This window comes from Acidovorax sp. CF316 (assembly GCF_000276605.1).
Taxonomy (GTDB): Bacteria; Pseudomonadota; Gammaproteobacteria; order Burkholderiales; family Burkholderiaceae_C; genus Acidovorax.
Window position 1 is genome coordinate 1 of the sequence record NZ_AKJX01000157.1, and the last position, 25,726, is coordinate 25,726.

At 67.8% G+C, this 25,726-nt stretch carries 31 protein-coding genes; 18 read left to right on the forward strand and 13 right to left on the reverse strand.

Annotated features, from left to right (window positions below; genetic code table 11):
* Window positions 1-32: 32 nt before the first annotated feature.
* On the forward strand, window positions 33-1,103 hold the full coding sequence (locus tag PMI14_RS19225; protein ID WP_035204646.1) for an enoyl-CoA hydratase/isomerase family protein: 1,071 nt from the start codon (window positions 33-35) through the stop codon (window positions 1,101-1,103).
* Window positions 1,104-1,134: 31 nt separating this feature from the next.
* Here the strand turns inward: PMI14_RS19225 and PMI14_RS19230 are convergent, their stop codons facing one another.
* The 4 genes from PMI14_RS19230 to smpB all read right to left on the reverse strand — a co-directional run bounded on the left by PMI14_RS19230 (window position 1,135) and on the right by smpB (window position 3,526).
* The gene (locus PMI14_RS19230) at window positions 1,135-1,995 is read right to left on the reverse strand and encodes an anti-sigma factor (RefSeq protein ID WP_108016512.1); all 861 of its coding nucleotides are present in this window, start codon (window positions 1,993-1,995) and stop codon (window positions 1,135-1,137) included.
* Window positions 1,996-2,019: 24 nt separating this feature from the next.
* The gene (locus PMI14_RS19235; RefSeq protein WP_007856982.1) at window positions 2,020-2,553 is read right to left on the reverse strand and encodes an RNA polymerase sigma factor; all 534 of its coding nucleotides are present in this window, start codon (window positions 2,551-2,553) and stop codon (window positions 2,020-2,022) included.
* A gap of 2 nt (window positions 2,554-2,555) precedes the next feature.
* Window positions 2,556-2,921: a hypothetical protein gene (locus tag PMI14_RS19240; protein ID WP_007856983.1), complete on the reverse strand. Its 366-nt coding sequence runs from the start codon at window positions 2,919-2,921 to the stop codon at window positions 2,556-2,558.
* A gap of 131 nt (window positions 2,922-3,052) precedes the next feature.
* On the reverse strand, window positions 3,053-3,526 hold the full coding sequence (smpB, locus tag PMI14_RS19245) for an SsrA-binding protein SmpB (protein ID WP_007856984.1): 474 nt from the start codon (window positions 3,524-3,526) through the stop codon (window positions 3,053-3,055).
* Between the two features lie 147 nt (window positions 3,527-3,673).
* Here smpB and PMI14_RS19250 point away from each other — a divergent pair, with 147 nt between their 5' ends.
* Both PMI14_RS19250 and PMI14_RS19255 read left to right on the forward strand, forming a co-directional pair.
* Window positions 3,674-4,114, forward strand: a complete 441-nt coding sequence (locus tag PMI14_RS19250) for a type II toxin-antitoxin system RatA family toxin (RefSeq protein ID WP_007856985.1) — start codon at window positions 3,674-3,676, stop codon at window positions 4,112-4,114.
* Entirely contained in the window at window positions 4,107-4,460 is a 354-nt protein-coding gene (locus tag PMI14_RS19255) for an RnfH family protein (RefSeq protein WP_007856986.1), read from the forward strand. Before PMI14_RS19250 ends, PMI14_RS19255 begins: the two co-directional genes overlap by 8 nt.
* Window positions 4,461-4,521: 61 nt before the next feature.
* Here PMI14_RS19255 and PMI14_RS19260 read toward each other — a convergent pair whose 3' ends face one another.
* Entirely contained in the window at window positions 4,522-5,064 is a 543-nt protein-coding gene (locus PMI14_RS19260) for a DUF4124 domain-containing protein (RefSeq protein WP_007856987.1), read from the reverse strand.
* A 128-nt stretch (window positions 5,065-5,192) separates the two neighbouring features.
* On the opposite strand from PMI14_RS19260, the gene guaB reads away from it, so the two are divergent.
* From guaB to guaA, 4 genes are all read left to right on the forward strand, one after another.
* The gene (gene guaB, locus PMI14_RS19265) at window positions 5,193-6,668 is read left to right on the forward strand and encodes an IMP dehydrogenase (protein WP_035204648.1); all 1,476 of its coding nucleotides are present in this window, start codon (window positions 5,193-5,195) and stop codon (window positions 6,666-6,668) included.
* Window positions 6,669-6,778: 110 nt separating this feature from the next.
* On the forward strand, window positions 6,779-7,039 hold the full coding sequence (locus PMI14_RS19270) for a type II toxin-antitoxin system Phd/YefM family antitoxin (protein ID WP_007856989.1): 261 nt from the start codon (window positions 6,779-6,781) through the stop codon (window positions 7,037-7,039).
* The gene (locus PMI14_RS19275; protein ID WP_007856991.1) at window positions 7,036-7,470 is read left to right on the forward strand and encodes a type II toxin-antitoxin system VapC family toxin; all 435 of its coding nucleotides are present in this window, start codon (window positions 7,036-7,038) and stop codon (window positions 7,468-7,470) included. Before PMI14_RS19270 ends, PMI14_RS19275 begins: the two co-directional genes overlap by 4 nt.
* A gap of 28 nt (window positions 7,471-7,498) precedes the next feature.
* Complete coding sequence (gene guaA / locus PMI14_RS19280) at window positions 7,499-9,118, forward strand: glutamine-hydrolyzing GMP synthase (RefSeq protein ID WP_007856992.1); 1,620 nt, start codon at window positions 7,499-7,501, stop codon at window positions 9,116-9,118.
* Between the two features lie 75 nt (window positions 9,119-9,193).
* Here the strand turns inward: guaA and PMI14_RS19285 are convergent, their stop codons facing one another.
* Window positions 9,194-9,976 carry a hypothetical protein gene (locus PMI14_RS19285; protein WP_007856993.1) on the reverse strand — a complete coding sequence of 261 codons (783 nt, stop codon included), beginning with the start codon at window positions 9,974-9,976 and terminating at the stop codon, window positions 9,194-9,196.
* Window positions 9,973-10,647: a hypothetical protein gene (locus PMI14_RS19290; RefSeq protein ID WP_035204638.1), complete on the reverse strand. Its 675-nt coding sequence runs from the start codon at window positions 10,645-10,647 to the stop codon at window positions 9,973-9,975. The genes PMI14_RS19285 and PMI14_RS19290 overlap by 4 nt, the downstream gene beginning before the upstream one ends.
* Window positions 10,648-10,824: 177 nt before the next feature.
* Between PMI14_RS19290 and PMI14_RS19295 the strand changes: the two genes are divergently transcribed.
* Together PMI14_RS19295 and PMI14_RS19300 are read left to right on the forward strand one after the other, a co-directional pair.
* Window positions 10,825-11,403, forward strand: a complete 579-nt coding sequence (locus PMI14_RS19295; protein ID WP_146187904.1) for a 2'-5' RNA ligase family protein — start codon at window positions 10,825-10,827, stop codon at window positions 11,401-11,403.
* Between the two features lie 159 nt (window positions 11,404-11,562).
* Complete coding sequence (locus PMI14_RS19300) at window positions 11,563-11,949, forward strand: hypothetical protein (protein ID WP_035204650.1); 387 nt, start codon at window positions 11,563-11,565, stop codon at window positions 11,947-11,949.
* Window positions 11,950-12,070: 121 nt separating this feature from the next.
* Here PMI14_RS19300 and PMI14_RS19305 read toward each other — a convergent pair whose 3' ends face one another.
* Entirely contained in the window at window positions 12,071-13,024 is a 954-nt protein-coding gene (locus PMI14_RS19305) for a GlxA family transcriptional regulator (RefSeq protein WP_007856997.1), read from the reverse strand.
* 82 nt (window positions 13,025-13,106) lie between these two features.
* On the opposite strand from PMI14_RS19305, the gene PMI14_RS19310 reads away from it, so the two are divergent.
* The gene (locus tag PMI14_RS19310; RefSeq protein ID WP_007856998.1) at window positions 13,107-14,129 is read left to right on the forward strand and encodes an SLAC1 anion channel family protein; all 1,023 of its coding nucleotides are present in this window, start codon (window positions 13,107-13,109) and stop codon (window positions 14,127-14,129) included.
* A 3-nt stretch (window positions 14,130-14,132) separates the two neighbouring features.
* Here the strand turns inward: PMI14_RS19310 and PMI14_RS19315 are convergent, their stop codons facing one another.
* Window positions 14,133-15,143 carry a GlxA family transcriptional regulator gene (locus PMI14_RS19315; protein WP_007856999.1) on the reverse strand — a complete coding sequence of 337 codons (1,011 nt, stop codon included), beginning with the start codon at window positions 15,141-15,143 and terminating at the stop codon, window positions 14,133-14,135.
* Between the two features lie 63 nt (window positions 15,144-15,206).
* Between PMI14_RS19315 and PMI14_RS19320 the strand changes: the two genes are divergently transcribed.
* Window positions 15,207-15,950: an SDR family oxidoreductase gene (locus tag PMI14_RS19320; RefSeq protein WP_007857000.1), complete on the forward strand. Its 744-nt coding sequence runs from the start codon at window positions 15,207-15,209 to the stop codon at window positions 15,948-15,950.
* Window positions 15,947-16,954, forward strand: a complete 1,008-nt coding sequence (locus PMI14_RS19325) for a bestrophin family protein (RefSeq protein ID WP_007857001.1) — start codon at window positions 15,947-15,949, stop codon at window positions 16,952-16,954. The genes PMI14_RS19320 and PMI14_RS19325 overlap by 4 nt, the downstream gene beginning before the upstream one ends.
* Before the next feature lie 12 nt (window positions 16,955-16,966).
* Here the strand turns inward: PMI14_RS19325 and PMI14_RS19330 are convergent, their stop codons facing one another.
* Window positions 16,967-17,857, reverse strand: a complete 891-nt coding sequence (locus tag PMI14_RS19330; protein ID WP_007857002.1) for an AraC family transcriptional regulator — start codon at window positions 17,855-17,857, stop codon at window positions 16,967-16,969.
* A gap of 142 nt (window positions 17,858-17,999) precedes the next feature.
* Here PMI14_RS19330 and PMI14_RS19335 point away from each other — a divergent pair, with 142 nt between their 5' ends.
* Window positions 18,000-19,070: an aldo/keto reductase gene (locus PMI14_RS19335; RefSeq protein ID WP_007857003.1), complete on the forward strand. Its 1,071-nt coding sequence runs from the start codon at window positions 18,000-18,002 to the stop codon at window positions 19,068-19,070.
* Window positions 19,071-19,099: 29 nt separating this feature from the next.
* Window positions 19,100-19,441 (forward strand): Atu4866 domain-containing protein, encoded by a 342-nt coding sequence (locus tag PMI14_RS19340; protein ID WP_035204640.1) that lies wholly within the window; start codon window positions 19,100-19,102, stop codon window positions 19,439-19,441.
* A 15-nt stretch (window positions 19,442-19,456) separates the two neighbouring features.
* Here PMI14_RS19340 and PMI14_RS19345 read toward each other — a convergent pair whose 3' ends face one another.
* Window positions 19,457-20,086, reverse strand: coding sequence for a protocatechuate 3,4-dioxygenase (locus PMI14_RS19345; protein ID WP_007857005.1), 630 nt, complete (start codon window positions 20,084-20,086; stop codon window positions 19,457-19,459).
* A 40-nt stretch (window positions 20,087-20,126) separates the two neighbouring features.
* Window positions 20,127-20,987 (reverse strand): MurR/RpiR family transcriptional regulator, encoded by an 861-nt coding sequence (locus PMI14_RS19350; RefSeq protein ID WP_035204655.1) that lies wholly within the window; start codon window positions 20,985-20,987, stop codon window positions 20,127-20,129.
* 115 nt (window positions 20,988-21,102) lie between these two features.
* On the opposite strand from PMI14_RS19350, the gene PMI14_RS19355 reads away from it, so the two are divergent.
* Window positions 21,103-22,107: a tripartite tricarboxylate transporter substrate binding protein gene (locus PMI14_RS19355; protein ID WP_007857008.1), complete on the forward strand. Its 1,005-nt coding sequence runs from the start codon at window positions 21,103-21,105 to the stop codon at window positions 22,105-22,107.
* Window positions 22,108-22,111: 4 nt separating this feature from the next.
* Window positions 22,112-23,068: a succinylglutamate desuccinylase/aspartoacylase family protein gene (locus tag PMI14_RS19360; RefSeq protein WP_007857009.1), complete on the forward strand. Its 957-nt coding sequence runs from the start codon at window positions 22,112-22,114 to the stop codon at window positions 23,066-23,068.
* Window positions 23,069-23,098: 30 nt separating this feature from the next.
* On the opposite strand, the gene PMI14_RS19365 is transcribed toward PMI14_RS19360, so the two are convergent.
* Window positions 23,099-23,875 carry a helix-turn-helix domain-containing protein gene (locus PMI14_RS19365; RefSeq protein ID WP_007857010.1) on the reverse strand — a complete coding sequence of 259 codons (777 nt, stop codon included), beginning with the start codon at window positions 23,873-23,875 and terminating at the stop codon, window positions 23,099-23,101.
* Between the two features lie 359 nt (window positions 23,876-24,234).
* On the opposite strand from PMI14_RS19365, the gene PMI14_RS19370 reads away from it, so the two are divergent.
* Together PMI14_RS19370 and PMI14_RS19375 are read left to right on the forward strand one after the other, a co-directional pair.
* Window positions 24,235-24,891 (forward strand): MSMEG_1061 family FMN-dependent PPOX-type flavoprotein, encoded by a 657-nt coding sequence (locus tag PMI14_RS19370; RefSeq protein WP_052024440.1) that lies wholly within the window; start codon window positions 24,235-24,237, stop codon window positions 24,889-24,891.
* Window positions 24,878-25,609 carry a siderophore-interacting protein gene (locus PMI14_RS19375; protein ID WP_007857013.1) on the forward strand — a complete coding sequence of 244 codons (732 nt, stop codon included), beginning with the start codon at window positions 24,878-24,880 and terminating at the stop codon, window positions 25,607-25,609. The genes PMI14_RS19370 and PMI14_RS19375 overlap by 14 nt, the downstream gene beginning before the upstream one ends.
* Window positions 25,610-25,726 lie beyond the last annotated feature (117 nt).

Sequence of the window (25,726 nt, forward strand, 5' to 3'; positions counted from 1 at the left end):
ATACGGCACCAGCCGCAGCAGCAGCCCCCGAGGTGCTCAGCGAGGTGCGCGGCCAGGTGGGCTTCATCACGCTGAACCGCCCGCGCGCGCTCAACGCGCTCTCTTTGGGCATGGTGCGCGATCTCATGGCCATCCTGCTCGCCTGGCAGCACGATGACGCGGTGCTGGCCGTGGCCATCCGCGGCAGCAACAAGGAAGGCCCTTTCGGTGCCTTCTGCGCCGGTGGCGACATCCGCTTTTTGCACCAGGCCGGCAGCCAGGGCAACCCGCAGCTCGAGGACTTCTTCACCGAGGAATACGCGCTCAACCACCTGATCCACAACTACGCCAAGCCCTACATCGCCTTCATGGACGGCATCGTCATGGGCGGTGGCATGGGCATCAGCCAGGGCGCCGCATTGCGCGTGGTGACCGAGCGCACGAAGATGGCCATGCCCGAGACGGCCATCGGCCTGTTCCCCGACGTGGGCGGCGGCTACTTCCTGGCCCGCTGCCCCGGCAGTGCGGGCGAGTGGCTGGCGCTCACGGGCGACACCATCGGTGCCGATGCGGCCGTGGCCTGCAACCTGGCCGATGGCTGCATCCCCGTGGACCAGCAGGCCCCCGTGTGGGAGGCCCTGGGCACGCAGCCGTTTGCCGATGCCAACGCCGTCAAGGCCTTCGTAGTCTCGCACCTGCTGCCCAAGAACCAGGGCGTGCCGGCCGCGCTGGCGCAGGCCGATGCCTACTTTGCCCGGCCTACCGTGGGCGAGATCGTGCGCGCGCTCGAAGCCGCCGATTCCGACTGGGCACGCGCCACCGCCGCCACGCTGCGCAAGCGCTCCCCGCTGATGCTGCACGTGGTGCTCGAGCAGATCCGCCGCGCCCGCGGCATGGGCCTGGCCGATGACCTGCGCATGGAGCGCGACATGGTGCGCCACTGCTTTTACCTGCGCCCCGGCCAGAGCGAAACGGTGGAGGGCATCCGCGCCCTGGCCGTGGACAAGGACCATGCGCCGAAGTGGAACCCCGCGCGCATCGAAGACGTCACGCCCGCCATGGTGGCGCCGTTCTTCGCCAGCCCCTGGCCCGCGCACTCGCACCCCCTGGCCGCACTGGCCTGATACGGCTGAAAGCGGCTCCGTAGAAGAAACGCTAGAGCTGCCGGTACACCGCCGACGCCAATACCAGCAGTTGCTGGCGTGACAGCTGGCCGCTGAGCGCATAGCCAAAGCCCTGGTCCACCCAGTAAAAGCCCGGGACCGGGCCTTCGCTGGTGAACTGGAAGGCGGTTTCTCCGGCATCGGGCTTCTTCGCTGCGGCCGTTGCCGCGCCGGGCTTGCCCACCGCGACGGCGCCCAGGTACAGCGTGATGCGCTCGCCCTGGCGGTTCTGGTACATGAACTGCGCGCGCGCACCAGCCTCGCCGGGCAGCAGCCGGCCACCCATGAGCTCGTAGCCCTCGTCTGCCAGCACGGGCAGCTTGAGCGGGCGCCCGAGCCGCTTGGAAAGCCACTGCACCAGGTGCTCCTGCTGCGCGGCCGGCACCTCCACGGGGTGGCGCACTTCGGGTTGGTACACCGCATGCGCCACGGCCGCCTGCTGGGCAAAGTGTTGTGCGGTGGTGGTGCTGGCCAGTGCCAGCATGGGCCCTGGGGGGCTGGCCATGCCGGGCCACAGGCTGCGCCCGGTCCAGCCCAGCGCAAACGCCAGCAGCACCGATGCCGCCATGCCGCCCCAGCGCCACCATTGGTCCTGCCGTTCCCTGCGCGCCGATGTGCGCAGCGCGGCGGCCACCAGGGCCTCGGGCACGGGCTCGGCCAGCATGCCCTGGTGCAGGGCGCGCAGTTGCTGGCGCTGCTGCTGCCAGTGTGCCACGGCCTCTTCGGCACCGGCCTGGCCTTCGAGCCGTTGCCTCAGGGCGGCGGCATCCGCCGGCGACAGGCGGCCATCCGCCAGCGCATGCCATGCGGCTTCATCGTCGGCGGGTGGGGCAGGGTGGTGGTGTTTTTCCATGGTGGGCTGGCGCTCGGGCTTCATTTATTTGAGGCGGCGCAAGGCGGTTGGCTGGCCGGTGGGTGCATCGGGGGCCGGGGCCGTTGTGGCGGGTGCGCGCTCCATCAACAGGCGCAGGCGGCTGCGCGCGCGCGACAGGCGCGACATCACCGTGCCCACGGGAATGCCCAGGATGCGCGCCGTGTCGCCATAGTCCATGTCCTCCAGCGTCACCAGCAGCAGCACGGCGCGCTGCTCGGGTGGCAGGCGCTGCAGGCAGCGCTCCAGGTCCAGCGCGTCGTCGCCCAGGCCGGCGCTGGCCTGCAGGCTGTCGTGCAGCTCATCCACATCCAGGTGGGGCTGCGGCGGCTGGGTGCGCAATTGGTTGAGGTACAGGTTGTGCATCAGCGTGAACAACCAGGCACGCAGATCGCTGCCGGTGCGCCACAGCAGCCACTTGCTGCAGGCCCGCTCCAGCGTGTCCTGCACCAGGTCGTCGGCCGCCCAGGCATCGCCCGTCAGCACGCGCGCATAGCGGCGCAATGCGGGCAGCTGCTCGACGACCTGGGTGCGGTTCATTCTTAGGGCTTGGCCGTGCGCCACACCTGGTTGAAGCCGTCACCGGTCTTGTCGCCCGGCTTGCTGTCCTTGACCCAGTAGTACAGCGGCTTGCCCTTGTAGGCCAGCTGGGTCTTGCCATCGTCGCGGGTCACAACGCTGTAGTCGGCGCCAGGCGCCTTGTCGGCCATCAGCGGCGGCCAGTTGGTGGCACAGGGGCCGTTGCACACCGACTTGCCGCTGCCCGCAGCGTCGCGGTCGAAGGTGTACAGCGTCATGCCGCCGGCGCCCACGAGCACGCCATCCATTGTTTTCACGGGGCCGTCGGCGGCCATGGAGGAGCAGCCGGCAACGGCCAGGAACGCAGCGATGGACAGGATCTTTTTCATGGTTTCTCCAGGTGGAAGAAGAGGGGTTTGCAGGCAACGGCCAACGCCGCCCAGCACCTCCATCAACACCGGGGCGCAGTGGTTTATTCCACCGCGCATGAAAAAAACTGGAAGAACCTGTCTGCCAGGCGTCAGCGGTTGCGACTCTTCATCGCGCGCTCGACTTCGCGCTTGCCTTCGCGGTCCTTGATGGTGTCGCGCTTGTCGTGCTCGGCCTTGCCCTTGGCCAGGGCCACCTCGCACTTCACGTAGCCGTTCTTCCAGTGCAGGTTCAGCGGCACCAGCGTGTAGCCCTTTTGCTCGACCTTGATGATCAGGTGCTTGATGTCATCCTTCTTGAGCAGCAGCTTCTTGGTGCGGATGGCATCGGGGTTGACGTGGGTCGAAGCGGTCTTGAGCGGGTTGATCTGGCAGCCCAGCAGGAACAGCTCGCCATCGCGGATGATCACGTAGCCATCGGTCAGCTGCACCTTGCCTTCGCGCAGTGCCTTCACTTCCCAGCCGTACAGGACCATGCCTGCCTCGTGGCGTTCTTCGAAGAAATAGTTGTAGGCCGCCTTCTTGTTATCGGCAATGCGGGCGGTTGGATCGGGTTTCTTGGCCATGGGTTATTAATTGAGGCGCAAATGAGGAGATAAAAGGCCTCCCTACAATGTTGGTCTCGAGTCTGTCATTTTAGGGTGTGAGTCCCTGATGTTCTCTGGCCGATCACTCTCATCCTGCGATGGTCCCGACCAGAACCCCCTTCCTGCATGAAAACCGTCAACAAGTCCGTCCTCATCTGGTACAGCCCCGAAGAAATGTTCGCCCTGGTCACGGGGGTCGCCAAGTACCCCGAGTTCCTGCCCTGGTGCGACAGCGCCACCGTGCTGGAGCAGTCGGATGAGGGCATGACGGCCGAGGTCGGCATTGCCTTTGGCGGCATCCACAAGACCTTTGTCACGCGCAACACGCACGAGGCGGGTCGGCGCGTGCAGATGCGCCTGGTCAAGGGGCCGTTCTCGCAGCTCGACGGCGACTGGCACTTCCAACCCGTGGGCGACGGCAGCCAGCGCGCCTGCAAGGTCGAGCTGAGCCTGAACTACGGCTTCGACAACGCCGCCCTGGCCGCGCTGGTGGGCCCCGTGTTCGACCGCATCGCGGGCAGCATGGTCGATGCCTTCGTGAAGCGCGCGGAGCAGGTGTATGGCTGATGAGGGCGCAACTGCCGTGCCTGCGGCAATGCAGATCACGGTGGTGGTCTCGCTCGCGCCGCGCCAGGTAAGCGAATGCACGGTGCAACTGCCGCCTGGCAGCACCCTGGGCGACGCCCTGCAGGCCGCCGGGCCCATGGCCGCGCAGCGCGAGGGCATGGTGTGCGGCATCTGGGGCCGCGTTCTGCCAGAGACCACCGTGCTCAAGGACCAGGACCGGGTGGAGCTGTACCGGGGCCTCCAGGTCGACCCCAAGGTGGCGCGCCGCGAGCGCTTTGCGCGCCAGGGTGCACGCGCCACGGGCCTCTTTGCAAGGCAGCGGCCGGGTGGCAAATCAGGATACTAAATGAAACAAAAACGGCGCCCGAGGCGCCGTTTTTCTGCAACGAATAGGCTTTTTGCCAGACTCAGCGCTTGCAGTCGGCGGCAATGACCCCGTCGATGCGCTTGGCCTCGGCATTGCGCTGGGCCTCGTCGAGGAACACGCGCTCGCCCTGGGCCGTGTTCTGCTTGATCGGAACGCCCGAGTCGAACATGGCTTTGGCAGCCTTGGCGCGGGTGCAGTTTTCTGCCTTGGCTTTGGCCAGCTTATCGTCTTCGGCCTTTTTCTTGGCGGCCTCGGCAGCCTCGGCCTCGGCCTTGCGCTTCTCCAGTTCCTTGTCCTTGCCGCTGGCGGCGGTGCTGGCCGCTGCCGCAGGGGCCGCCGCTGCGCCAGAGGCTGCGCCCGTCGCCGGGGTGGCCGTAGCGGCAGGTGCGGCGGCAGCCGGCGTGGTCACGCGCGGGCCCCCGAAGCCCGGTTGCTTGAGCATGTTCTTTTCCGGGATGTCCTGCGGTGGTGGGCGGTCGCTGAAGACCTTGCGGCCGTCCTTGTCGATCCACTGCCATTGGGCGGCAGCACCCATCGCCCAGGTACAGGCGACGGCCAGCAAAACAATCTTGTGCAATTTCATGCAGGCAAGTTTAGCCGTGCAACAAGTCTGCCGCCAGTGCGGGGGGACGGGTGGACATGCTGCAGCGCCGCACGGTACCCAACGGGTTCTTCGCCACGCGGGTACAATCCGTCTTTTGGAGCTTTCTCATGCGCCTTCTTGGAAAAGCGCTCACCTTCGACGATGTGTTGCTGGTGCCAGCGTACTCCCAGGTCCTGCCCAAGGACACGTCCCTCGCGACGAAACTCTCCCGTAACATCCAGCTGAACCTGCCCCTTGTGTCCGCCGCCATGGACACCGTGACCGAGGCGCGCCTGGCCATTGCCATTGCCCAGGAGGGCGGCATCGGCATCGTGCACAAGAACCTCACGCCGCAGGAGCAGGCCGCCCAGGTGGCCAAGGTCAAGCGCTACGAATCCGGCGTGCTGCGCGACCCCGTGGTCATCACCCCCGAGCACACCGTGCTGCAGGTGCTGCAGCTGTCCGAGCAACTGGGCATCTCGGGCTTCCCGGTGTGCGACGGTGGCAAGGTGGTGGGCATCGTCACCGGCCGCGACCTGCGCTTCGAGACGCGCTACGACGTCAAGGTCCACCAGATCATGACCCCGCGCGAAAAGCTGGTCACCGTCAACGAAAAGGACGGCACCACGCCGGCCGAAGCCAAGGCGCTGCTCAACAAGCACAAGCTCGAGCGCATCCTGGTCGTGAACGACGCCTTCGAGCTCAAGGGCGTGATCACCGTCAAGGACATCACCAAGCAAACCAGCTTCCCCAACGCCGCACGCGACGCCTCGGGCCGCCTGCGCGTGGGCGCAGCCGTCGGCGTGGGCGAGGGCACCGAAGAGCGTGTCGAAGCCCTGGTCAAGGCCGGTGTGGACGCCATCGTGGTCGACACCGCCCACGGCCACAGCAAGGGCGTGATCGAGCGCGTGCGCTGGGTCAAGCAGAACTACCCGCAGATCGACGTCATCGGCGGCAACATCGCCACCGGCGCGGCCGCGCTGGCACTGGTCGAAGCCGGTGCCGACGCGGTCAAGGTCGGCATCGGCCCTGGCTCCATCTGCACCACGCGCATCGTGGCCGGTGTGGGCGTGCCCCAGATCATGGCCATCGACAACGTGGCCACCGCCCTGCGAGGCACCGGCGTGCCGCTGATCGCGGACGGCGGCGTGCGCTACAGCGGCGACATCGCCAAGGCCCTCGCCGCAGGCGCCAGCACCATCATGATGGGCGGCATGTTCGCGGGCACCGAAGAGGCCCCCGGCGAAGTCATCCTGTACCAGGGCCGCAGCTACAAGAGCTACCGCGGCATGGGCAGCATCGGCGCCATGCAGCAGGGCAGCGCCGACCGCTACTTCCAGGAATCGACCACCGGCAACCCCAATGCCGACAAGCTCGTGCCCGAAGGCATCGAAGGCCGCGTGCCCTACAAGGGCTCCATGGTCTCCATCGTCTTCCAGATGGCCGGTGGCGTGCGCGCCGCCATGGGCTACTGCGGTTGCGCCACCATCGACGACATGAACAACAAGGCCGAGTTCGTCGAGATCACCACCGCCGGCATCCGCGAAAGCCACGTGCACGACGTGCAGATCACCAAGGAAGCGCCGAACTACCGCGCTGACTGAAGGTGAGTCACCTAATCTGGCCTGATTGAAAATATCTAGTCAGAATGATATAGTCTGGTCTGAATTCACCATTCAGGCCAGACTTTTTCTTTTTGGGGGTCCGCGCATCCATGCAGTCCGTCGGCATCTATGAAGCCAAGAGCAGGTTCTCTGCCCTGATCGAGCTGGTCGAGCAGGGTGAAGAGGTGCGCATCACCCGCCACGGCAAAGAGGTGGTGCGCCTGCTGCCTGTGCGCCGCCGCCCCGTCATCACCGACGAACAGATCGCCCGCGAGCTGGGCCAGATCGACGCGCTGCACGCCAGCATCCGCCCCGTGGCCGATGCGGCCAGCCCCGACAACCTGCGCCGCAAGGGCCGGAGCGCCGCATGACCGCCTTCGTCCTCGACGCCTCCGTCACCGCCGCCTGGCTGCTGCCCGACGCAGCCAGCGAGCACACGCGCCGCCTGTACACCCTGATCCGCCGCGACGAGGTCGAGCCCCAGGCCCCCAACCTCTGGCAGTGGGAGTGCAGCAACCTCATCAGCAGCGGCGTGCACAGCGGCCGCATCCCGCCCCCATCGGTCGAAGGCCTGTGGGGCGTGCTCGAAGCCATACGCCACCGCGTGGAGCTGCACGAGTTGGCCCCCGCCCAGCACAAGGCCGTGATGGACGTGGCGCTCGACACCGGCCTGCCCACCTTCGACGCCGCCTACCTGTGGCTGGCCCGCTCGCTGCGCCTGCCCCTGGCCACCTTCGACCCCGCCCAGGCAGCCGCTGCCCAGCGCAGCGGCGTACCGCTTCTCGACCTCTCCAGCCTTTAAGTAAACACCCCAACCGCCGCCCAACGCCATGCAACACCAGAAAATCCTCATCCTCGATTTCGGCTCGCAAGTCACCCAGCTCATCGCCCGCCGCGTGCGCGAAGCCAACGTGTACTGCGAAGTACACCCCTGCGACGTGACGGACGAGTGGGTGCGCGACTACGCCAAGGACGGCTCGCTCAAGGGCATCATCCTGTCGGGCAGCCACGCCAGCGTGTACGAAGACACCACCGACAAGGCGCCCGAAGCCGTGTTTACGCTCGGCCTGCCCGTGCTCGGCATCTGCTACGGCATGCAGACCATGGCCCACCAACTGGGCGGCAAGGTCGAGGGCGGCCACAAGCGCGAGTTCGGCTTTGCCGCCGTGCGCGCCCGCGGCCACACCGCACTGCTCAAGGACATCGCCGACTTCACCACGCCTGAAGGCCATGGCATGCTCAACGTCTGGATGAGCCACGGCGACAAGGTCACCGAGCTGCCCCCGGGCTTCAAGCTCATGGCCAGCACCGACAGCTGCCCCATCGCCGGCATGGCCGACGAAGAGCGCCGCTTCTACGCCGTGCAGTTCCACCCCGAAGTCACGCACACCGTGCAGGGCAGGGCGCTGCTCGACCGCTTCGTGCTCGGCATCTGCGGCACCAGCCCTGACTGGGTCATGCGCGACCACATCGCCGAAGCTGTGGAACAGATCCGCCAGCAGGTGGGTGATGAAGAGGTGATCCTCGGCCTCTCCGGCGGCGTCGATTCGTCCGTGGCCGCAGCCCTCATCCACCGCGCCATCGGCGACCAGCTCACCTGCGTGTTCGTCGACCACGGCCTGCTGCGCCTGAACGAAGGCAACATGGTCATGGACATGTTCGTCGGCAAGCTGCACGCCAAGGTCATCCGCGTGGACGCCAGCGACCTGTTCCTGGGCAAGCTGGCCGGCGTGAGCGAGCCCGAAGCCAAGCGCAAGATCATCGGCGGCCTGTTCGTCGACGTGTTCAAGGCCGAGGCCGCCAAGCTCAAGGCCGGCAACGCCGGTGCCAAGGGCGCCACCTTCCTCGCCCAGGGCACCATCTACCCCGATGTGATTGAATCCGGCGGCGCCAAGAGCAAGAAGGCCGTCACCATCAAGAGCCACCACAACGTGGGCGGGCTGCCCGAGCAACTGGGTCTCAAGCTGCTGGAGCCCCTGCGCGATTTGTTCAAGGACGAAGTGCGCGAACTCGGCGTGGCCCTGGGCCTGCCGCCCGAAATGGTCTACCGCCACCCCTTCCCCGGCCCCGGCCTGGGTGTGCGCATTTTGGGCGAGGTGAAGAAAGAGTACGCCGACCTGCTGCGCCGCGCCGACGCCATCTTCATCGAAGAGCTGCGCAACCACGTCGACGAGGCCACCGGCAAGACCTGGTACGACCTCACCAGCCAGGCCTTCACCGTCTTCCTGCCGGTCAAGAGCGTGGGCGTGATGGGCGATGGCCGCACTTATGACTACGTCGTCGCCCTGCGCGCCGTGCAGACCAGCGACTTCATGACCGCCGACTGGGCCGAGCTGCCGTATGCCCTGCTCAAGAAGGTGTCGGGGCGCATCATCAACGAGGTGCGGGGGATCAACCGGGTGACGTACGACGTGAGCAGCAAGCCGCCGGCGACGATTGAGTGGGAGTGAGGCGAGAGGTCCCTTGGGGGCCCTGCCGCGCACACGGTAGCGCCTCAACGAACGATGTTGAGGCGGCTATTCCTGCTATCCACCTGCCGGCCTGACCTGGCTATGGCTCCCATACGAGTGGGATGCCACGGACAACTGGCGCTGCGCCAAAAAGGCGGATGCGGCTTGCCGTTGACCTTCCGATGCAATCGACCAGGCATGCAGGCACGGGGTGATCTGCGCCAGCTCGCCAAATTCCTCCAGGCTGACGGCCAGCGGCCCGTCGGGCAGGGCGGTCTGCAAAAAATCCTGGTCCAGCACATTGGCGGGAAACGCATCCCTGGCATACCCCTGGTCTGTCTTCCATGCGCAAGCGCGAAACCAGCGTGCCACCTTTTCCTCGTCGGCAAACAGCGGGGCCAGTTCCGGGCTCGGCTTGCCTGCGGACATGCCCAGGCCAAAGTACACATCCTTCGGCGCGCGCCCGGAATAGCCGAAGCCATAGCGGATCTCGGCGATACCCGCCAAGGCCTGGGCCGAGGCGACCAACCAGTCGTGCAGGTTGGAGTGGGTGGAGGGCTCGCGGTAGCGGCAGAGGTGGGCATCGTGCGCGCCAGGCTGGGCGCAGTAGATGCCCCAACCATCCAGGGGATCCGGGCTTCTGGGGTTGCTGCCAGCCTGGACTGAGCGGTTGCTGGATGCAGCAATCGCCGCGATCAGCCCCTCTCGGCCTAGCGGGGCCTTGCGCCATCCAGACTTCTTGCCGCCCACCAGCGAAGGGGCCTGGCCATGGGCTGCGATCTGGTCGAGCGCGAAGCCCGACCAGGCGAGGGCACTGGGCGCGCGCTTGAAGCGGAAGAACAGGAAATCGAAGGTCATGGGGCCGCCGCGGCCGCGCTTCGCAGCCTTTTGCGAATGGCCTGCTGTGCAGACTTTTCCAGCCCCCCATACGGGCCGCCAAAGGGCTTGACCGTGGCCAGGAATTCGGCCGTGGTCTCGTCGCCTACGCCCCGCATGGCGCATACCACGTTGCAACGCTGGGACTCCTTGTGCGCCAGGGGATAGAGCGCCATCAGAAACGACCGCGCACGGTCGGCCTGGGCGGGCGTTGGCGGCAGGGAACCCTTGAACGAGAACTTGAGGTTGATGGTGGCTGCCAGTTCCGAAGCGTCGCTCAGGTGGCTCGCTGGATCGTCCAGCGCATCGGCAAACAGGGAGAAGAGGGCGTCGTTGGATTCCTGCGTCTTGAGCACCTGCAGGACCGCAAGCACGTAGTAGCCGGGTGTCTCGCGTCCGGCCTGCGCGTGCAGCCACCCTGCAAGGCCGGGAATGCCGTCCTCCGCATAGGCCCCCGCAACCTCGGCCCATCGGGCGAAGGGCACGACATGGCCGCCAGCGGGAGGATGCGGTGCATGGGACCACTCCAGCTCGGCAGACAGGCGCTGAAGTTCTGCCTGCAGGCCCGGAGTGCGCCGTGCGGCGGCCGCCAGGATGTCTTCGACTTCGATCGTGTGGGCCTTGGCCTTTTTGCGCAGGGTGTTGATGTTCACGGTACGGCACTTTGGGTCGGTGGCGACAGCCATTATTGCGGGCCCTGGCCACTTCCGGACCTGTCACTTTTTCTTCTCCACCTGACCCGGCCTTGCATGCAGAGATGAATTGAATACTGTATTTTTATACAGTATTTGTGCAAAATGGGTGGCATCCCAACCCAATCGCTGATCGCCATGGCGCAGCCCCACGATCTCTACTTTTTCGTTGTTCCGCCATCGCACATCGCGCTTCGCGTCGTTGGCCTGCTCAACGCCCTTGGCTTGCCGCCGTGTCCCCTGCATGGCGCACCCATGCGCGTGGAGGGCTTGCACATCACCGTGGAGAAAATGGGGCGCTTTCTGGACCGCGTTCCAGGCTGTCAGCTGGAGCTGGCGATGGAAGCCGCCCGAACCGTGGTCGCAGAGCCGTTCGATATCCATCTGGATGTCGTGCAGTCCACAATGGGCCGCGATGGCAAGAGCATGGCGCAGCTGACAGGGCGGGCCGCGGGCCTGCGTGGCATCCGCGATTTTGAACACTGTTTGGCACAGGCCATGCGACGGGTGGGCTTTCAGGAGAGCCAGATTCGCCGCAGTTTCAGCCCCCATGTGACGCTGGATTACCAGCACATGCCTTTTGCCCGGCGCGCCATTGCGCCGGTGGCCTGGCGGGTGTCCGAGTTCATGCTCGTGGACAGCCTGTACGGCTTGGGCGAGCACGTGGTATTGGGGCGCTGGCCGTTGGTGTCACGCCAGCAGGCATTCGACTGGTAGCGACCAAACCAAAGGGCGCATCCACACCATACCTCGGTAGGGTTCCCGAGCCCGCGATGCGCTTCCACAATGGCCTGGACCGTGTTGCCCTCGCTCGCGCAGGGCAATGCGCAATGCAACTGGCCATTCTCCATCTCCTCCATCTTCGAAACCATGCCCATGACTTTTCCGCGAACCCTCTCTGCGTGCGCCGCATCCCTCTTGGTCCTGTGCGGTTGCGGCACCACCGTCACGCAGCAAGGCATTGAGCAGCGCACGTCGCAGGCCATTGGCCGCGAAGTCGGCAGCTTCACCATCAGCGACCAGCAGAAGGAAGAAGGCAGCAACGGCCGCATCAACTACCGCGTTCGCACGCGCGAGGGCGCCAGCTATTCCTGCTACATGTACTCGCCCTCGCAGTTCACCAAGGCGATGACCTTCGGCCAGACGCCGCAGTCGGATGCGATCTGCACGGCCATGGCGGGGCAGGGCGGCGGCGCTGCTACTGCTCCCGCCCCCGCTCCCGCGTCGTGCAACGCCTTGCTGCGCGCGGCGAACCGTTGCTGAGTGAGTGGGCTGGGGAATACGCCAGGCTGCATTCCGGACTGGAGCAAAGCGGACTGGAGCGACAAAGTGCCCGAAGCGCTGCGCGCATTGCCGCGGGGCCAGCGCACCGGGTCCAGCGTTTTCACTTCGCAAACCGCCTGCGGTACTCCACCAAGCCCACCCCCAGCCGGCGTGTGAACGCGCGGCGAAATCCGTCCACGCTGGCGTAGCCCACGGCATCCGCCAGCCGCTTGGCGGGCAGGTCGGATTCCTCGGCCAGGCGGCGCGCGGCATCGATCCTGGCGTTCTCGACAAACTCCGCGGGCGTGGTGCCGGTCTCGCTGCGAAAGGTGCGGGCAAAGCTGCGCTCGCTCATGCCGGCGTGCGCCGCCAGGGCGGGCACGGACAGGTCGCCTTTCAGGTTCGCCAGGATATGGTCCTGCAGCGTGCGCACGCTGGGGCGCTCGGCCGTCTGCGCGGCCAGGTGGGCGCTGAACTGGCTTTGCCCGCCCGGGCGCTTGAGAAACATCACCAGCTCGCGCGCCACGCGCAGCGCCAGCTCGCGGCCGTGGTCTTCCTCCACCATGGCCAGGGCCAGGTCCATGCCCGCGGTGACCCCGGCAGAGGTGAAGAGCCTGCCGTCCTTCACGTAGATGGCGTCGGCTTCGACGCAGGCTTTGGGGTAGGCCGCGCTCAGGCGGGCGGTGGAGTTCCAGTGCGTGGCCACGCGCTTGCCGTCCAGCAGGCCGCTGGCCGCCAGCACGAAGGCGCCGGTGCACACCGACCCATAGCGGCGCACCGTGCGTGCGCGGCGGCGCAGCCAGTCCTGCAGCGGTGCGTCACTGGCCATGTCGTTCAGGTCGGGGCTGCCTGCGACCAGCAGGGTGTCGATGGCGCCGCGGTGCGTGGCCACGGTGGCATCCACCGCCATGCGCAACCCGCTGCTGCTGCGCAGCGGGCCTGCGCTCGCGCTGAGCACCTGCACCTGGTAGGCGCGCGGCTGGCCCAGCTGGCGCGCCGCTTCGGCAAAGACGTCCGCCGGCCCGGCCACGTCGAGCAGCTGAAAGCGGGGAAATGCGAGGATGGCGATGCGCATGGCAGTGAGGGCCCGGTGATTGGCAGAAAACGCCGTGCCTTGCCTGGGACAGCCGCGCCAGTTTGGCAGAAACTACCTATCCATGCAAATTCTGCCAAGCGAGCCCGCCGTGCAAACCCCCTCTGTCCATCCTTCTCCATCGGCATTTCATCCGCGCACCGAAGCCTCGGTGCGCAACCTGCCTGTCAACCTGTTCGCATCGGTCATGGGCCTCAGCGGCCTAGCGCTGGCCTGGCGGCTGGCGCACGGCAGCCTGGGCGCGCCGGCCTTCGTTGGCGAGGCCATCGGGGTATTCGCCCTGGGCGTTTTCGTGCTGCTCTCGGCCGGCTACCTGGCCAAGCTGGTGAAGCACCCCGATGCCGTGCGCGCCGAGTTCCAGCACCCGGTGGCGGGCAACTTCTTCGGCACCATCGCCATCTCGGTGCTGCTGCTGTCGGCCGTGGCCGGGCCCTACAGCGCGCCGGCTGCACAGGGCCTCTGGACGGTGGGCGTGGTGGCCACGCTGGTGCTGTGCTTCGTGGCCGTGTCGCGCCTGCTCAAGGGGCAGGTGGATGCTTCGAACGCCCTGCCGGCCTGGATCGTGCCCTGCGTGGCCACGCTAGACATCCCTGTGACCGGTGGGCACATGCCCATGGCCTGGGCGGGGGAGGTGAACCTGCTGTCGGGCGCCGTCGGCGCCATGCTGGCCCTGGTGCTGCTCACGCTGATCATCGGCCGGCTGGTGCACCGCGACCCGCTGCCACCCGCCATGGCGCCCTCGCTGATGATCCTGCTGGCGCCGTTTGCCGTGGGCTTTCTGGCCTACGCCAACCTGGCGGGCGGTATCGACCGATTTGCCGGCATGCTGTTTTATGTCGGGCTGTTCATGTTCGCCGTGGTGGCGCCCAAGGTCTTTCGGCCCGGCATCCCGTTCACGCCGGGCTGGTGGGCCATCAGGTTCCCCATGGCGGCGCTGGCCAATGCGGCGCTGCAGTATGCGCAGTTCCGTGCGAGCGGGCCGCTGTGGGTAGTCGCCATCGCGCTGCTGGGCGCGCTGAGCATCGCCTTGGCCGTGCTCACGCTGCGCACCGTGCGCATGGCGCTCGATGGGGCGCTCTTGCGGTAACCCCTAGCTGCGTGCAAAGCGCCTGCGGTAGTCCCGCGGCGCCACGCCCAGGTGGCGCTGAAAGGTCACGCGCATGCGCTCCTCGTCGCCAAAGCCGCATTGGGTGGCGATGCGGTCGATGTGGTGGGTGGAGTCCTCCAGCAGGCGCTTGGCGGCCTCCAGGCGAAACACCTCCACGGCCTTGGCCGGCGTGCGGCCGGTCTTTTCCTTGTACTGGCGGGCGAAGTTGCGCGGGCTCATGCGGGCGCGCTCGGCCAGGAACTCCACCGTCAGGTCGTCGCGCTGCAGGTGGGCGCATATCCACAGGTTGAGCTCCTCGAACGCGGGTGAGTTGTCGGCCTGCGAGCGCAGCAGGGCGCTGAACTGCGATTGCCCGCCGGGGCGCTTGAGGTAGACCACCAGCTCGCGCGCCACCTCCATGGCCACGTCGTGGCCGCAATCGGCCTCCACCAGCGCCATCGCCAGGTCGATGCCGGCCGTGACACCGGCCGAGGTCCACACGGCACCCTGCTGCACGAAGATCGCGTCGCGGTCGATCTCCACCGTGGGAAAGCGCTCGTTCATGCGGTCGAACATGAGCCAGTGCGTGGTGGCGCGCTTGTGGTCCAGCAGGCCGGCCGCGGCCAGCAAAAACGCGCCGCTGCACACCGATGCGGTGCGCCGCGTTTTGGCCGATGCGCGCCGCAGCCACTGCACCAGCGGGGCGGATTGGTCGAGCACCCCATCCATGTGCGGCGAGCCGGGCACGATGAGCGTGTCCACCGTGCTGGCGCGGCATTGGCGCAGCGCCACGGTCTGCAGCTCCAGCCCCTCGGCGCTGCGCACCAGGCCGCCATCGGGGCTGGCGGTGATGCGCTCGTAGCCCGGCAGGCCGCGCGCCTCCATGGCCTTGGTCGCCGCCCAGAACACGGTCTGCGCACCCGTCAGGTCGAGCAGGCCCACGTCGGGGAAGGCGACGAACAGCACGCGCCGGGTGTGCGCGCGTTTTGGCAGGATTTCAGGGGTATTGGTCATTTGAGACGGATGGCATCGATCCTACCATTCAGGCATCGAACCGCATTTACCCCAAGGAACACCATGAAGATCGTCGTCATCGGAGGCACCGGCCTCATCGGCAGCAAGCTCGTCAAAGAGCTCACCGCGCGCGGCCATGAGGCCGTGGCCGCATCGCCCAACACGGGCGTCAACACGCTCACGGGCGAAGGACTGGCCCAGGCGCTGGCGGGCGCGCAGGTGGTGGTGGACGTGGCCAACTCGCCCTCGTTCGAAGACAAGGCCGTGCTCGACTTCTTCGAGACCTCGGGCCGCAACCTGCTGGCGGCCGAGGCGGAGGCCGGTGTGCAGCACCACGTGGCGCTGTCGGTGGTGGGCACCGAGCGGCTGCAGGCCAGCGGCTACTTCCGCGCCAAGCTGGCGCAGGAAAAGCTCGTCAAGGCAGCGGCCATCCCTTACACCATCGTGCATGCCACGCAGTTCATGGAGTTCCTCTCCGGCATCGCCCAGGCGGGCACCGAGGGGCAGACGGTGCGCCTGTCGCCCGCGCTGGTGCAGCCCATCGCGTCCGACGACGTGGCCGCCGCCATGGCCGATGCAGCGCTGGGCGCCCCGGTCAACGGCACCATCGAGATCGCCGGGCCCGAGCGCGTGGGGCTGGCCGCGCTGGTGCGGCGCTACCTGGCGGCCATCGGCGATGCGCGCACCGTGGTGGCCGATGCCGCGGCGCCGTATTTCGGCGTGCAGCTCGATGACGCATCGCTCACGCCGGGCGATGCGCCGCGCCTGGGCGCCATCACATTCGAAACCTGGATGACGCAGCGATGAACGTTGGCAGGGGATACCGGCTCTCCGAGTTCATGGTCTGGACGCGGCGGGAGCTGTATGTCCTGATCGCCCTGGGCCTGGTGCCCGTTTGCCTGTACCAACTGGCCCACTGGCGTTGGCTGAGCGTGCCCTGGACCGTGGTGGCGCTGATCGGCACCGCCACCGCGTTCATCGTGAGCTTCAAGAACACCCAGACCTATTCCCGCACGGTAGAGGCGCAGCAGGTGTGGACCGGCATCCTCAACGCCAGCCGGGCCTGGGGCCTGGTAAGCCGTGACTACCTGAAGAACGAGGCGGCCACCCGGCAACTGGTCCACCGGCACCTGGCCTGGGTCACGGCCCTGCGCTACCAGATGCGCCGGCACCGCGCGTGGGAGAGCACCAACCAGCGCACCAATGCCGAGTACCAGCGCCGCTACTGCGTACCCGAGCAGGAAACGGCGCTGGAGGTGGAGCTGGCCAGGTTTTTGGAGGCGGACGAGCTACGCGCAGTGCTTGCCTCGCGCAACAAGGCCACGGCCTTGCTGGCCAATCAGAGCAGCACAATTTTGAAATTGTTCCAGACCGGCGAGATCCCCATCAACTTCTTCATCGAGATGGAAAAGGCCCTCAAGGAGCTGCTGGACCACCAGGGGCGCAGCGAGCGCATCAAGAATTTTCCGTACCCGCGCCAGTACGCGATCATCAACACCTTCTTCATCCGCTTCTTCTGCGTGCTGCTGCCGTTTGGCTTGCTCAAGGAATTCGATGCGCTGAATGCGCTGGCCAGCGGCTGGATGCAGGGCCACATGGTCTGGCTGGTGGTGCCCTTCAGCGTGGTGGTCTCGTGGATGTACACCACGCTGGAGCAGGTCGGCGCCAGCACCGAGAACCCGTTCGAGGGCGGTGCCAACGATGTGCCCATCGCCCAGATCAACCGCATGGTCGAGGTGGAGCTGCGCGAGCTGCTGGGCGATACGGACCTGCCGCCGCTGCTGCGGCCGCGCAACAACATCATCCTGTGAGGTCCGTCTGGCCTATGCCGTGGCAGTCCGCAGGCGCTGCGCATCCTTGGCCGGCGGCAGGCCGAACGCGCGGCCATAGTCGCGGCTGAACTGCGAGGGGCTCTCATACCCCACGCGAAAGCCCGCACTGGCCGCATCCATGGCCTCGGCCACCATCATGCGGCGTGCCTCCTGCAGGCGCAGCTGGGTGCGAAACTCCAGCGGGCTCATCGAGGTCACGGCCTTGAAGTGCACGTGGAAGCTCGATCGGCTCATGCCCGCCACGTCGGCCAGTTCGTCGATGCTCCAGGCCTCGGTGTAGCGCCCGCGTATCCAGGCGATGGCGCGCGCGATCTGGTTGAGCCGGCTGTCGGCCTGGGCCAGCTGGCGCACCAGGCCGTTGCCCGGCCCGGTGAGCAGGCGGTAGAAGATCTCGCGCTGCACCAGGGGCGCCAGCTCGGCGATGTCCTGCGGCGCATCGAGCAGCGATGCCAGGCGCACGGCGGCATCGAGCAGTTCGGGCGTGGTCTGGCTCAGCGCGATGCCGCGCGCCGGGGATCCCGCCTCTTCGCTGGGCGCGGGGTGGCGCAGCGCCAGCTCGCTCAGGCGCGCCATGTCCAGGTCGAGCACCAGGCACAGGTAGGGCCGCTCGGGGCTGGCTTCGATCACCGACCCCATCACCGGCAGGTCCACCGACGCCACCAGGTACTGCGCCGCGTCGTAGATGTAGCCGGTGGTGCCCAGCACCGCGCGCTTGCGCCCCTGGGCCACCAGGCACAGCGTGGGCTCGTACACCACGGGCATGGGCATGGTGGGGGCCGAGGTGCGGATCAGCCCCACGCCGGGGATGGCGCTGGGGTGGATGCCGTCGGTGGCCGTATGGCGGCCCAGGATGTTGGCGAGGGTGGCGAGTTGCGAATGCATGGCTGCCATTGTCCACCCGCTGCAGGCGCGTGGCACGCGGGGCTGGATGATCGTGCAAGAACGGCGGACGAATGTTCTACGCCCTCGGGCAGGGTCGCGGCAACACTTCTTTCCATACCAACCCGCTTTAAAGGAAGCCTTCATGACCGCACCCAATGCACTCAATCACTACCGCCTGCTCGGACGATCAGGCATGCGCGTTTCGCCCATGGTGCTGGGCACCATGACCTTCGGCACCGACTGGGGCTGGGGCGCCGATGGCGACGAGTCGCGCCGCATCTTCGACCTGTATGTGGAGCAGGGCGGCAACTTCATCGACACCTCGGTCAACTACACGGGCGGCGCTTCGGAGCGCATCCTGGGCGGGCTCATCAAGGGCCGGCGCGACCGGCTGGTGCTGTCCACCAAGTTCACCATGGCGCGCGACCCGGCCGACCCCAACTCTGGCGGCAACCACCGCATGAACCTGCAGCGCTCGGTCGAGGCCAGCCTGCGCCAACTCGACACCGACCGCATCGAACTGCTCTACCTGCACGCCTGGGACTTCACCACCTCGCCCGAGGAGGTGATGCGCGGCCTGGATGACCTGGTGCGCTCGGGCAAGGTGCTGTACGTGGGCATCTGCAACACGCCGGCCTGGCAGATCGCACGCCTGCAGACCCTGGCCGACCTGCGCGGCTGGGCGCCGCTGGTGGCCCTGCAGATCGAATACAGCCTGCTCGAGCGCACGGTGGAGCACGAGCTGATCCCCATGGCGGCCGCGCTGGGGCTGGGCGTGCTGCCCTGGTCACCACTGGGCGGGGGGCTGCTGGCCGGCAAGTACACGCGCAGCGACTTGGCGCAGCAGGCCGAGGCGGGTGTGTCGGCATCGCGCAAGGGCGTGATCGCCTCGTCGGGCCACATGACCGAGCGCGCGCTGGACATTGCCGAGGTGGTGCAGCAGGTCGCCAGCGAGGTGGGGGCCAGCGCCTCGCAGGTGGCCATTGCCTGGACCCTGGCCAACCCCGCCGTGACGGCACCGGTGATGGGCGCGCGCACGCTGGAACAGGCGCGCGACAACATCGGCGCACTGGGCCTGCAGCTGACGCAGGAGCAGATGGCGCGCCTCACCGAGGCCAGCGCCATCGCGCCCATCTTCCCCGCACGCTTCATTGGCATGCCCATGCCGCAGCGGCTGATCTTCGGCGATTCGCCGGTGCAGCGGCGTGGCTGAGGCGGTGTGAACCAACAGGAAATTTCACTATGACGAACTACCTTTCCCATTCCACGTTTGCGCTGGTCCTTGCCGGGTCGGTGCTTGCGGCCATGGCTGCGCGCCAGCCCGCCTTGGCCACCACACCGTCGGATGCGTCGAAGTACCACGGCATGTGGGTGACTGGCGATGGCCAGATCCGCCAGGAGCTGCTGCCCAATGGCCGCTATGACGAGGCGCGTGGCACGCGCGCCAGTGCTTACCAGGGGCGGTATGAAGTGCAGGGAAACCGCATTGCGTACTGGGACGACACGGGCTTCACTGCTGACGGCACCTTCGTCAATGCCGACGAACTGCACCACGGTGGCATGGTGTTCTACCGCCGCAAGTAGTGAACTTGCCCGCGCTCAGGCCGCCACGACGATCGGAAAGCGCGCCTGCAGTCCATCTGCACCGCGCGTGAACGGCACGGTGATCGCATCGCGCCCCGCTTCGGACAGATTGCGCCACAGCACGTCGCGCGCATTGCCCGCATCGCCGGCCACGTAGAGCTGGGTGGTCAGCAGCTCGCGCGGGCCCAGGCGCACCTTGAAGTGCACGTGCGGCGTGCGCCCGCTGTAGGGCACAGGGCGAATGGTGCGAAAGCGGTAGCTCCCATCCTGCCCCACGGTCACCCGGCCAAAACCCTGGAAGGCGGCATCGGCGCGCCCGCCGTCGCCCGGGTGGTGGTAGTGGCCGTGTTCGTCGCACTGCCAGATCTCGACCTGCGCGCCGCGCACGGGCTTGCCCGCCAGGTCGGTCACTGTGCCTTCCACCCAGGCCGGCTGGCCGCCGCGGTAGCTCAGCGGGCCGTTGCGCAGCAGGTCGTGGTCGGCATCGTCGGGCAGGCGCACGGGGTAGAACGGCCCCTCGGACTGCGATGGGGTGGCGATGCGCGCGGCGGCCGGCTGCGCGCGCACGCCCAGCCAGAGCGCGGGGGCGGCGACCAGGGCGGCGGCGACGGTGCGCCGGGGCAGGGCGGTGGTGTGCATCGCCATGGGATGCGCCGGGCGGGGCGCGAGTTCCCGCAAGCGGCCCTCAGCCCGGGTTTTCCTTCCAGTGCTTGGCCCACAGGGCCTCTCCGCGCTCCAGCGCTGCGCCGAGCTCCTTCTTGCGGCGCTGGGCCACGGCCATGATGAGCGCGTTGGACACCGACAGCGCCGCGGTGTACGAGTCGAACGGAGACGCACTGGAGGTGCGCACCAGCAGCACGTGGTCGGCCGAGACCACGGGCGGCGCGGTGGGGGTGTCGGTCATGACCACCACCTGGGCGCCTTGCTCCTTGAAGTATTTCGCGGCGCGCGTGATGGCCAGCGAATGGCGGCGAAAGGTGGGGGCCAGCAGCACGTCGTGCTCGCCGATCCAGAGCATCTCGTCTTCGATGGGCAGGGGGCTGGCCGAAGTCATCAGCCGCACATCGGGCAGGCACAGGTTCAGGTGCAAGGCCAGGTGGCTGGCGATAGGGGCCCCGTGGCGCTGGCCGAGCACGTGCACGCGCGCCTTGCGCTGGGTGAGCAGGCGCACCGTGGCCTCGAAGGCCGCGACGTCCAGCGCGGCGAAGGTGGTGGCCAGGTTGTGCTGGTCGTGCATCAGCACGTTGTCCAGGCACGAGCGGATGGAGATGTCGTCGCCGATCACGGCACTGGCCCGCGTGCCGGGCGTGGCGAGCAGGGCGGTCACCTCCGAGCGGGCCTCCATCTGCGCCTGCGCATAGCTTTCGTAACCCAGCTTGATGAGCAGGCGCACCACGGTGGAGGCGCTGGTGTTCACCTTCTTCGCCAATTGGGTGGCCGATTCGAGCAGGCCCTGCGGGTGCTGGGCCTGCAGTTCGGCGATCAGGCGCTGCTCGCTCTTGGTGAGCTTCTTGCCGTAGCTGGCGATGCGTTGGTTCAGGTTCATGGCCATGGGATTGTGCGCAGATCTGGGGAATGTCCATTTTTGCGTATGTTGTTGCAAAATTGAAATCAAACTGCAAAAATATCTTCAAATTTTTCCCTACCACCCCAGGAAGCCCATGAACTCCACATCCCCTGCCTCCACCCTGCGCCGCCGCGAGCTCCTGGGTGCAGGCCTTGCTGCTGCCGCTGCCGCATTGCCTTTTGTGGCCCATGCGCAGGCCTTCCCCTCCCGCCCGGTGACGCTGGTGGTGCCCTTCCCCGCAGGCGGCTCGGTGGACCTGATCGCGCGGCTCTATGCCGAGCCGTTGGCCAAGGCGCTGGGCACTTCGGTGGTGGTTGACAACCGTGCCGGTGCCGGCGGCTCCATCGCCAGCGCCCAGGTGGCGCGCGCCAAGGCCGATGGCTACACGCTGGTCGTGTCCTCGCAAAGCTCGCACCTGGCCAACCCGCTCACTCAGTCCAATGTGGGCTACGACCCGATCAAGGACTTCGCATCCATCGCGCAGCTGGCGCGCACGCCCAACGTGCTGGTGGTCAACCCGGCCGTGCCGGCGAAGAACCTCAAGGAGTTCATCGCGCACGTGAAGGCCAACCCTGGCAAGCTCAACTTCTGCAGCGCCGGGCCGGGCAGCATGGGACAGCTCAATGCCGAGCTGTTCAAGAACGCCGCGCAGCTCGACGCGGTGCACGTGCCCTACCGGGGCGGCGGCCCGCTGGTCACGGCGCTGATGGCCAACGAGGTGCAGTTCGGCCTGGACAACCTCGCGCCCTTCCTGCCCCAGATCCAGGCCGGCAAGCTGCGAGCGCTGGCCGTGGCCGCGCCCACGCGCCTGTCGGTGCTGCCCGACGTGCCCACCTTCGAGGAACTGGGATACCCCTTGAGCAACTCCACCTCGTGGATCGGCTTGGCCGCGCCCGCGAAGACGCCGCCCGAGGTGCTGGCCGCGCTGTACAAGGCTGTGCGCTCGGTGGCCGAGCAGCCCGCGATGATCGAAGCCCTGCAAACACGCGGCGCGCTGGTGCCCGAAGCCCTGTCGTCCGCACAGTTCACCGCGATGATGGGCGAGCGCCTGGCGGTGTACGGCGACCTGGTCAAGCGCCTGGGCATCCGGGGTGAGTAAGCCGATGTCGACGCAAGCCGCCTTCGCCTCCGACAATTCGCCCCTGGAGGTGCTGCCGCGCGACCTCTCGGCCTACCGCCAGGGCAACACCGGCATAGCCTACGTGCACCGCTTCGAGTCGGGCCGGCCCGGCCCGCACGTGCTCATCAATGCGCTCACGCATGGCAACGAGATCTGCGGCATGGTGGCCGCCACGCACCTGCTCGATACCGGTGTGCGCCCCCAAGTCGGCACGCTCACGGTGGGCTTTGCCAACGTGGAGGCCTACGAGGCCTTCGACATCGAGCGGCCCTACGAGAACCGCCAGCTGGTGCACAACCTCAACCGCATCTGGTCGCCCGCCATGCTCGATGGCAGCGAGCACAGCCCCGAGCTGCGCCGTGCGCGCGAGCTGCGCCCGGTGCTGGCCGCAGCCGACAGCATCCTGGACATCCACTCCACACGCGCGCCGGTACAACCCTTCTGGGTCTACCCGGAGTTCGAGCGCAATGCCGCGCTCACCCTGGCCGTGGGCAAGCCGCTGGTGCACCTGGTGATGCCACCGGGCGCGGCACCGGGCACGGGGGTCATGTCCTATGCCCGCCACGGCGACCCGGCCAGCGACAGCCTGGGCGCCGTGGTGGTGGAGTGCGGGCAGCATTTCGCCCGGTCGGCCGCCGACCTGGCCACCGACGTCACGCTGCGCTTTTTGGCGCACCACGGGCTCATCGACGCGCTGCCTGCGCCGGCCGACCGCGCGCCCGCGCGACGCTTTCGGCTGCTGGAGGTGCACCTGGTGCAGACACCGCAGTTCGCCTTCACGCGGCCGGTCATCGGCTTCGAGACCTTTGCCGAGGGCGAGCTGATCGCGGTGGACGGCGACAAGGAGATCCGTTCGCCCTGTGACGACTGCACCATCTTCATGCCCACGCGCGACCCGGTGGTGGGGCGCGAGGGGGTCTACCTCACGGTGCAGGTATAGGCATCAAGCCAAGCAAGGTAAGGCGCCCGCTCACAGCCGCTGCCGGTACGCGGCCGGGGTCTCGCCGAAACTGCGCTTGAACAGGGTGATGAACGCGCTGGCCGTGGCATAGCCCAGGTCCAGCGCGACCGCGTTCACGGGCACATCGGCGGCCAGCATCTCCAGCGAGCGCAGCAGCCGCGCGCGCTGCCGCCAGGCGGTGAAGCTGAAGCCGGTTTCCTCCACGAAGCGCCGGCTCAGCGTGCGCGAGCTCAGGGCCGCCCACCGGGCCCAGGCCTCCAGGTCGCGCCCGTCCGCCGGGTCGGCGATGAGCGCGCGCGCAATGCGCAGCAGGCGTGCGTCCTGGGGCAGGGGCAGGCCCAGGGGTTCGACCGGCAGGCTGCGGATTTCGTCCAGGATCACCCCGGCTACGCGCGACTGGCCGGCATCGAGCGGGCCCAGCGGCCACTCGGCCGCGCGCAGCACGGCCTCGCGCAGCAGGCCCGAGGTGCGCAGCGTGCAGGGCCTGGCGGGCAGGCCCTCGCAGGCGGCCGGTTCGACGTACACGCTCCAGCCATGGAAGGGCCCATGCGACTGGGCCGCATGCAGGTGGTGCGGCGGTAGCCACACGGCATGGATGGCGGGCACGACCCACAGCGCATCCTGCACCTTCACCGAGATCAGCCCACGCAGCGAGCCGAAGAGCTGGCCGCGCGCATGCTGGTGCGGCTCGGACATGCGCTCGCCGTCCTGCGTGCCGGCCAGGGCGATGACCAGCGGGCCGTCGGGCGCGTCGATGGTGGCGAGGTCGAGCTTCAGGTCGGACATGGGGGCGAGGATGCGGTAGTGCCGTGGAAATGGCGGATTCGAGCAATCAAATGGCGTATCCAGTCTACAGCCGCCAAGTGAATGCATCTTATTCTTGTTTGCATCGCATCAACAGGAGCCAGGCCATGCGCGCACAGGATGTTCTTCCGGACCATGTCAACGAAGTGGAGGTGGGCGGCGTCACCGTCCGCAAGGGATCGGTGGGGGCCTTCCTCGCCAATGCACGGGTGCTGCAGGACCCCGGCGCGTCCGCCGAGGCCCGCGCCGCCGCCGCGGGCGACATCGAAGCCTTGGCACCGGCACTGCGCGCGCTGGGGCTGTTCGACGTGCTCGAGGTCCGCGACCCGCAGCTGCGCGCCCTGGTCGAGCAACCTGTGCCACAGCCGGTGGCAGCAGATGCCCCCGACCTCGATGCGCTGTACGCGCCGCCGTCCGAGATGATCCAAAAGGCGGTGCTCGACCGCCTCATCGGTGGCCACGAAAGCTACCTCAAGGCCGCGACCTTCTTCTGCCTGGCCACGGGCAGCGGGCAGGGGCTCGATGCCTCGCCGCGCGGCGGCCCGCCAGGCTTCGTGCACGTGCTCGATGCGCACACCGTGGCCTTTGCCGACTGGCCGGGCAACAACCGCATCGAGTCCCTGCGCAACCTGGAGCGCGATGACCGCGTGGGCATGCTGTTCATCTTTCCGGGGCTGGAGGTGTTTCTGCGCATCAATGGCCACGGCAGGGTGTCCACCGCCCCCGAGCTGCTGGCCGAGCTGGCGGAGCAGGGGCGCACGCCCAAGGCCGCCACGGTGGTGGCCATCACCGAGGTGCTCATGCACTGCGGCAAGGCGGTGAACCGCGCCAAACTCTGTGCCCCGGCATCGCAGGTGGACCGGGCCAGCGTGCCCACGGTGGGGCAGATGCTGGCGGAGCTCACGCGGCTGGGCGGTGCCACCACGCAGATCGGCGATGAGCAGGTGGGGCAGATCAACGCGCACTACGACCACGAGGTGCGGCATGCACTCTACTGAGGAGCGCCGGCCGCGCCTGCTGGAGCGCACCTTCGACCGGCTGCTGCTGCGCAATACGCGGGTGGCAGCGGTCGAGCAGGTGTCGGAGCGCTTTCGGCTCATCGCCCTGGAGGGCGATGCCCTGCAGGGCGCGGCCTGGGCGCCCGGGCACAAGCTGCAGGTCAAGGTGGCGGGGCCGTTCACGGCACGCACCTTCACCCCCATCGTGTTCGATGCCGAACGCGGGCGCACGCGCATCCTGGGCTATGCCCACGGCGCCGGGCCCGGCAGCGACTGGCTGCGGCGCGTGCGGGCCGGCGATGCCTGCCAGGTCTTCGGGCCGCACCGCTCGCTGGCGCTGGGCGATCTCGCCGGGCCGGTGGTGCTGCATGGCGATGAGACCTCGTTCGGCCTGGCCGCCGCCGTGGCGGTGGCCATGGCCGGCGGGGCAGCGCCTCGCTGCGTGTTCGAGGTGGAATCCGAAGCCGAAGCCCGCCTGGCCCTGAAGGCGCTGGGCGTGGAGCCTGCCTTGGTGGTCGAGCGCCGCGACGAGCTGCGGCGGGTGCAGGCCATCGGCGAGCTGTGGTCGCAGTGCAGCGGCGATGGCACGCTGTTCGTGCTCACGGGCCGTGCGCAGTCGATCCAGCAGGCGCGCCAGGCGCTCAAGGGGCATGGGGTGCCGTCTTCGCGCATCCTGGCGAAGGCCTACTGGGCTCCGGGCAAGACGGGAATGGACTGACGGGTGCGGCCATGCACGGCAACGACGAGTGCGGCCCTGCCAGACCCTAACCCTTCGGGCCGGGGCGGCAGCGGGCGCACAGCCGATTTCTCGGTTTCAATGGACCAGATACATCTG

Excerpts from the sequence above, each read along its gene's own strand:
- PMI14_RS19230 (WP_108016512.1), bottom strand. The coding sequence starts at position 1,995 with ATGGAAAAACACCACCACCCTGCCCCACCCGCCGACGATGAAGCCGCA.
- PMI14_RS19235 (WP_007856982.1), bottom strand. The coding sequence starts at position 2,553 with ATGAACCGCACCCAGGTCGTCGAGCAGCTGCCCGCATTGCGCCGCTAT.
- PMI14_RS19240 (WP_007856983.1), bottom strand. The coding sequence starts at position 2,921 with ATGAAAAAGATCCTGTCCATCGCTGCGTTCCTGGCCGTTGCCGGCTGC.
- smpB (WP_007856984.1), bottom strand. The coding sequence starts at position 3,526 with ATGGCCAAGAAACCCGATCCAACCGCCCGCATTGCCGATAACAAGAAG.
- PMI14_RS19250 (WP_007856985.1), top strand. The coding sequence starts at position 3,674 with ATGAAAACCGTCAACAAGTCCGTCCTCATCTGGTACAGCCCCGAAGAA.
- PMI14_RS19255 (WP_007856986.1), top strand. The coding sequence starts at position 4,107 with ATGGCTGATGAGGGCGCAACTGCCGTGCCTGCGGCAATGCAGATCACG.
- PMI14_RS19260 (WP_007856987.1), bottom strand. The coding sequence starts at position 5,064 with ATGAAATTGCACAAGATTGTTTTGCTGGCCGTCGCCTGTACCTGGGCG.
- guaB (WP_035204648.1), top strand. The coding sequence starts at position 5,193 with ATGCGCCTTCTTGGAAAAGCGCTCACCTTCGACGATGTGTTGCTGGTG.
- PMI14_RS19270 (WP_007856989.1), top strand. The coding sequence starts at position 6,779 with ATGCAGTCCGTCGGCATCTATGAAGCCAAGAGCAGGTTCTCTGCCCTG.
- PMI14_RS19275 (WP_007856991.1), top strand. The coding sequence starts at position 7,036 with ATGACCGCCTTCGTCCTCGACGCCTCCGTCACCGCCGCCTGGCTGCTG.
- guaA (WP_007856992.1), top strand. The coding sequence starts at position 7,499 with ATGCAACACCAGAAAATCCTCATCCTCGATTTCGGCTCGCAAGTCACC.
- PMI14_RS19285 (WP_007856993.1), bottom strand. The coding sequence starts at position 9,976 with ATGACCTTCGATTTCCTGTTCTTCCGCTTCAAGCGCGCGCCCAGTGCC.
- PMI14_RS19295 (WP_146187904.1), top strand. The coding sequence starts at position 10,825 with ATGGCGCAGCCCCACGATCTCTACTTTTTCGTTGTTCCGCCATCGCAC.
- PMI14_RS19300 (WP_035204650.1), top strand. The coding sequence starts at position 11,563 with ATGACTTTTCCGCGAACCCTCTCTGCGTGCGCCGCATCCCTCTTGGTC.
- PMI14_RS19305 (WP_007856997.1), bottom strand. The coding sequence starts at position 13,024 with ATGCGCATCGCCATCCTCGCATTTCCCCGCTTTCAGCTGCTCGACGTG.
- PMI14_RS19310 (WP_007856998.1), top strand. The coding sequence starts at position 13,107 with ATGCAAATTCTGCCAAGCGAGCCCGCCGTGCAAACCCCCTCTGTCCAT.
- PMI14_RS19315 (WP_007856999.1), bottom strand. The coding sequence starts at position 15,143 with ATGACCAATACCCCTGAAATCCTGCCAAAACGCGCGCACACCCGGCGC.
- PMI14_RS19320 (WP_007857000.1), top strand. The coding sequence starts at position 15,207 with ATGAAGATCGTCGTCATCGGAGGCACCGGCCTCATCGGCAGCAAGCTC.
- PMI14_RS19325 (WP_007857001.1), top strand. The coding sequence starts at position 15,947 with ATGAACGTTGGCAGGGGATACCGGCTCTCCGAGTTCATGGTCTGGACG.
- PMI14_RS19330 (WP_007857002.1), bottom strand. The coding sequence starts at position 17,857 with ATGCATTCGCAACTCGCCACCCTCGCCAACATCCTGGGCCGCCATACG.
- PMI14_RS19335 (WP_007857003.1), top strand. The coding sequence starts at position 18,000 with ATGACCGCACCCAATGCACTCAATCACTACCGCCTGCTCGGACGATCA.
- PMI14_RS19340 (WP_035204640.1), top strand. The coding sequence starts at position 19,100 with ATGACGAACTACCTTTCCCATTCCACGTTTGCGCTGGTCCTTGCCGGG.
- PMI14_RS19345 (WP_007857005.1), bottom strand. The coding sequence starts at position 20,086 with ATGGCGATGCACACCACCGCCCTGCCCCGGCGCACCGTCGCCGCCGCC.
- PMI14_RS19350 (WP_035204655.1), bottom strand. The coding sequence starts at position 20,987 with ATGAACCTGAACCAACGCATCGCCAGCTACGGCAAGAAGCTCACCAAG.
- PMI14_RS19355 (WP_007857008.1), top strand. The coding sequence starts at position 21,103 with ATGAACTCCACATCCCCTGCCTCCACCCTGCGCCGCCGCGAGCTCCTG.
- PMI14_RS19360 (WP_007857009.1), top strand. The coding sequence starts at position 22,112 with ATGTCGACGCAAGCCGCCTTCGCCTCCGACAATTCGCCCCTGGAGGTG.
- PMI14_RS19365 (WP_007857010.1), bottom strand. The coding sequence starts at position 23,875 with ATGTCCGACCTGAAGCTCGACCTCGCCACCATCGACGCGCCCGACGGC.
- PMI14_RS19375 (WP_007857013.1), top strand. The coding sequence starts at position 24,878 with ATGCACTCTACTGAGGAGCGCCGGCCGCGCCTGCTGGAGCGCACCTTC.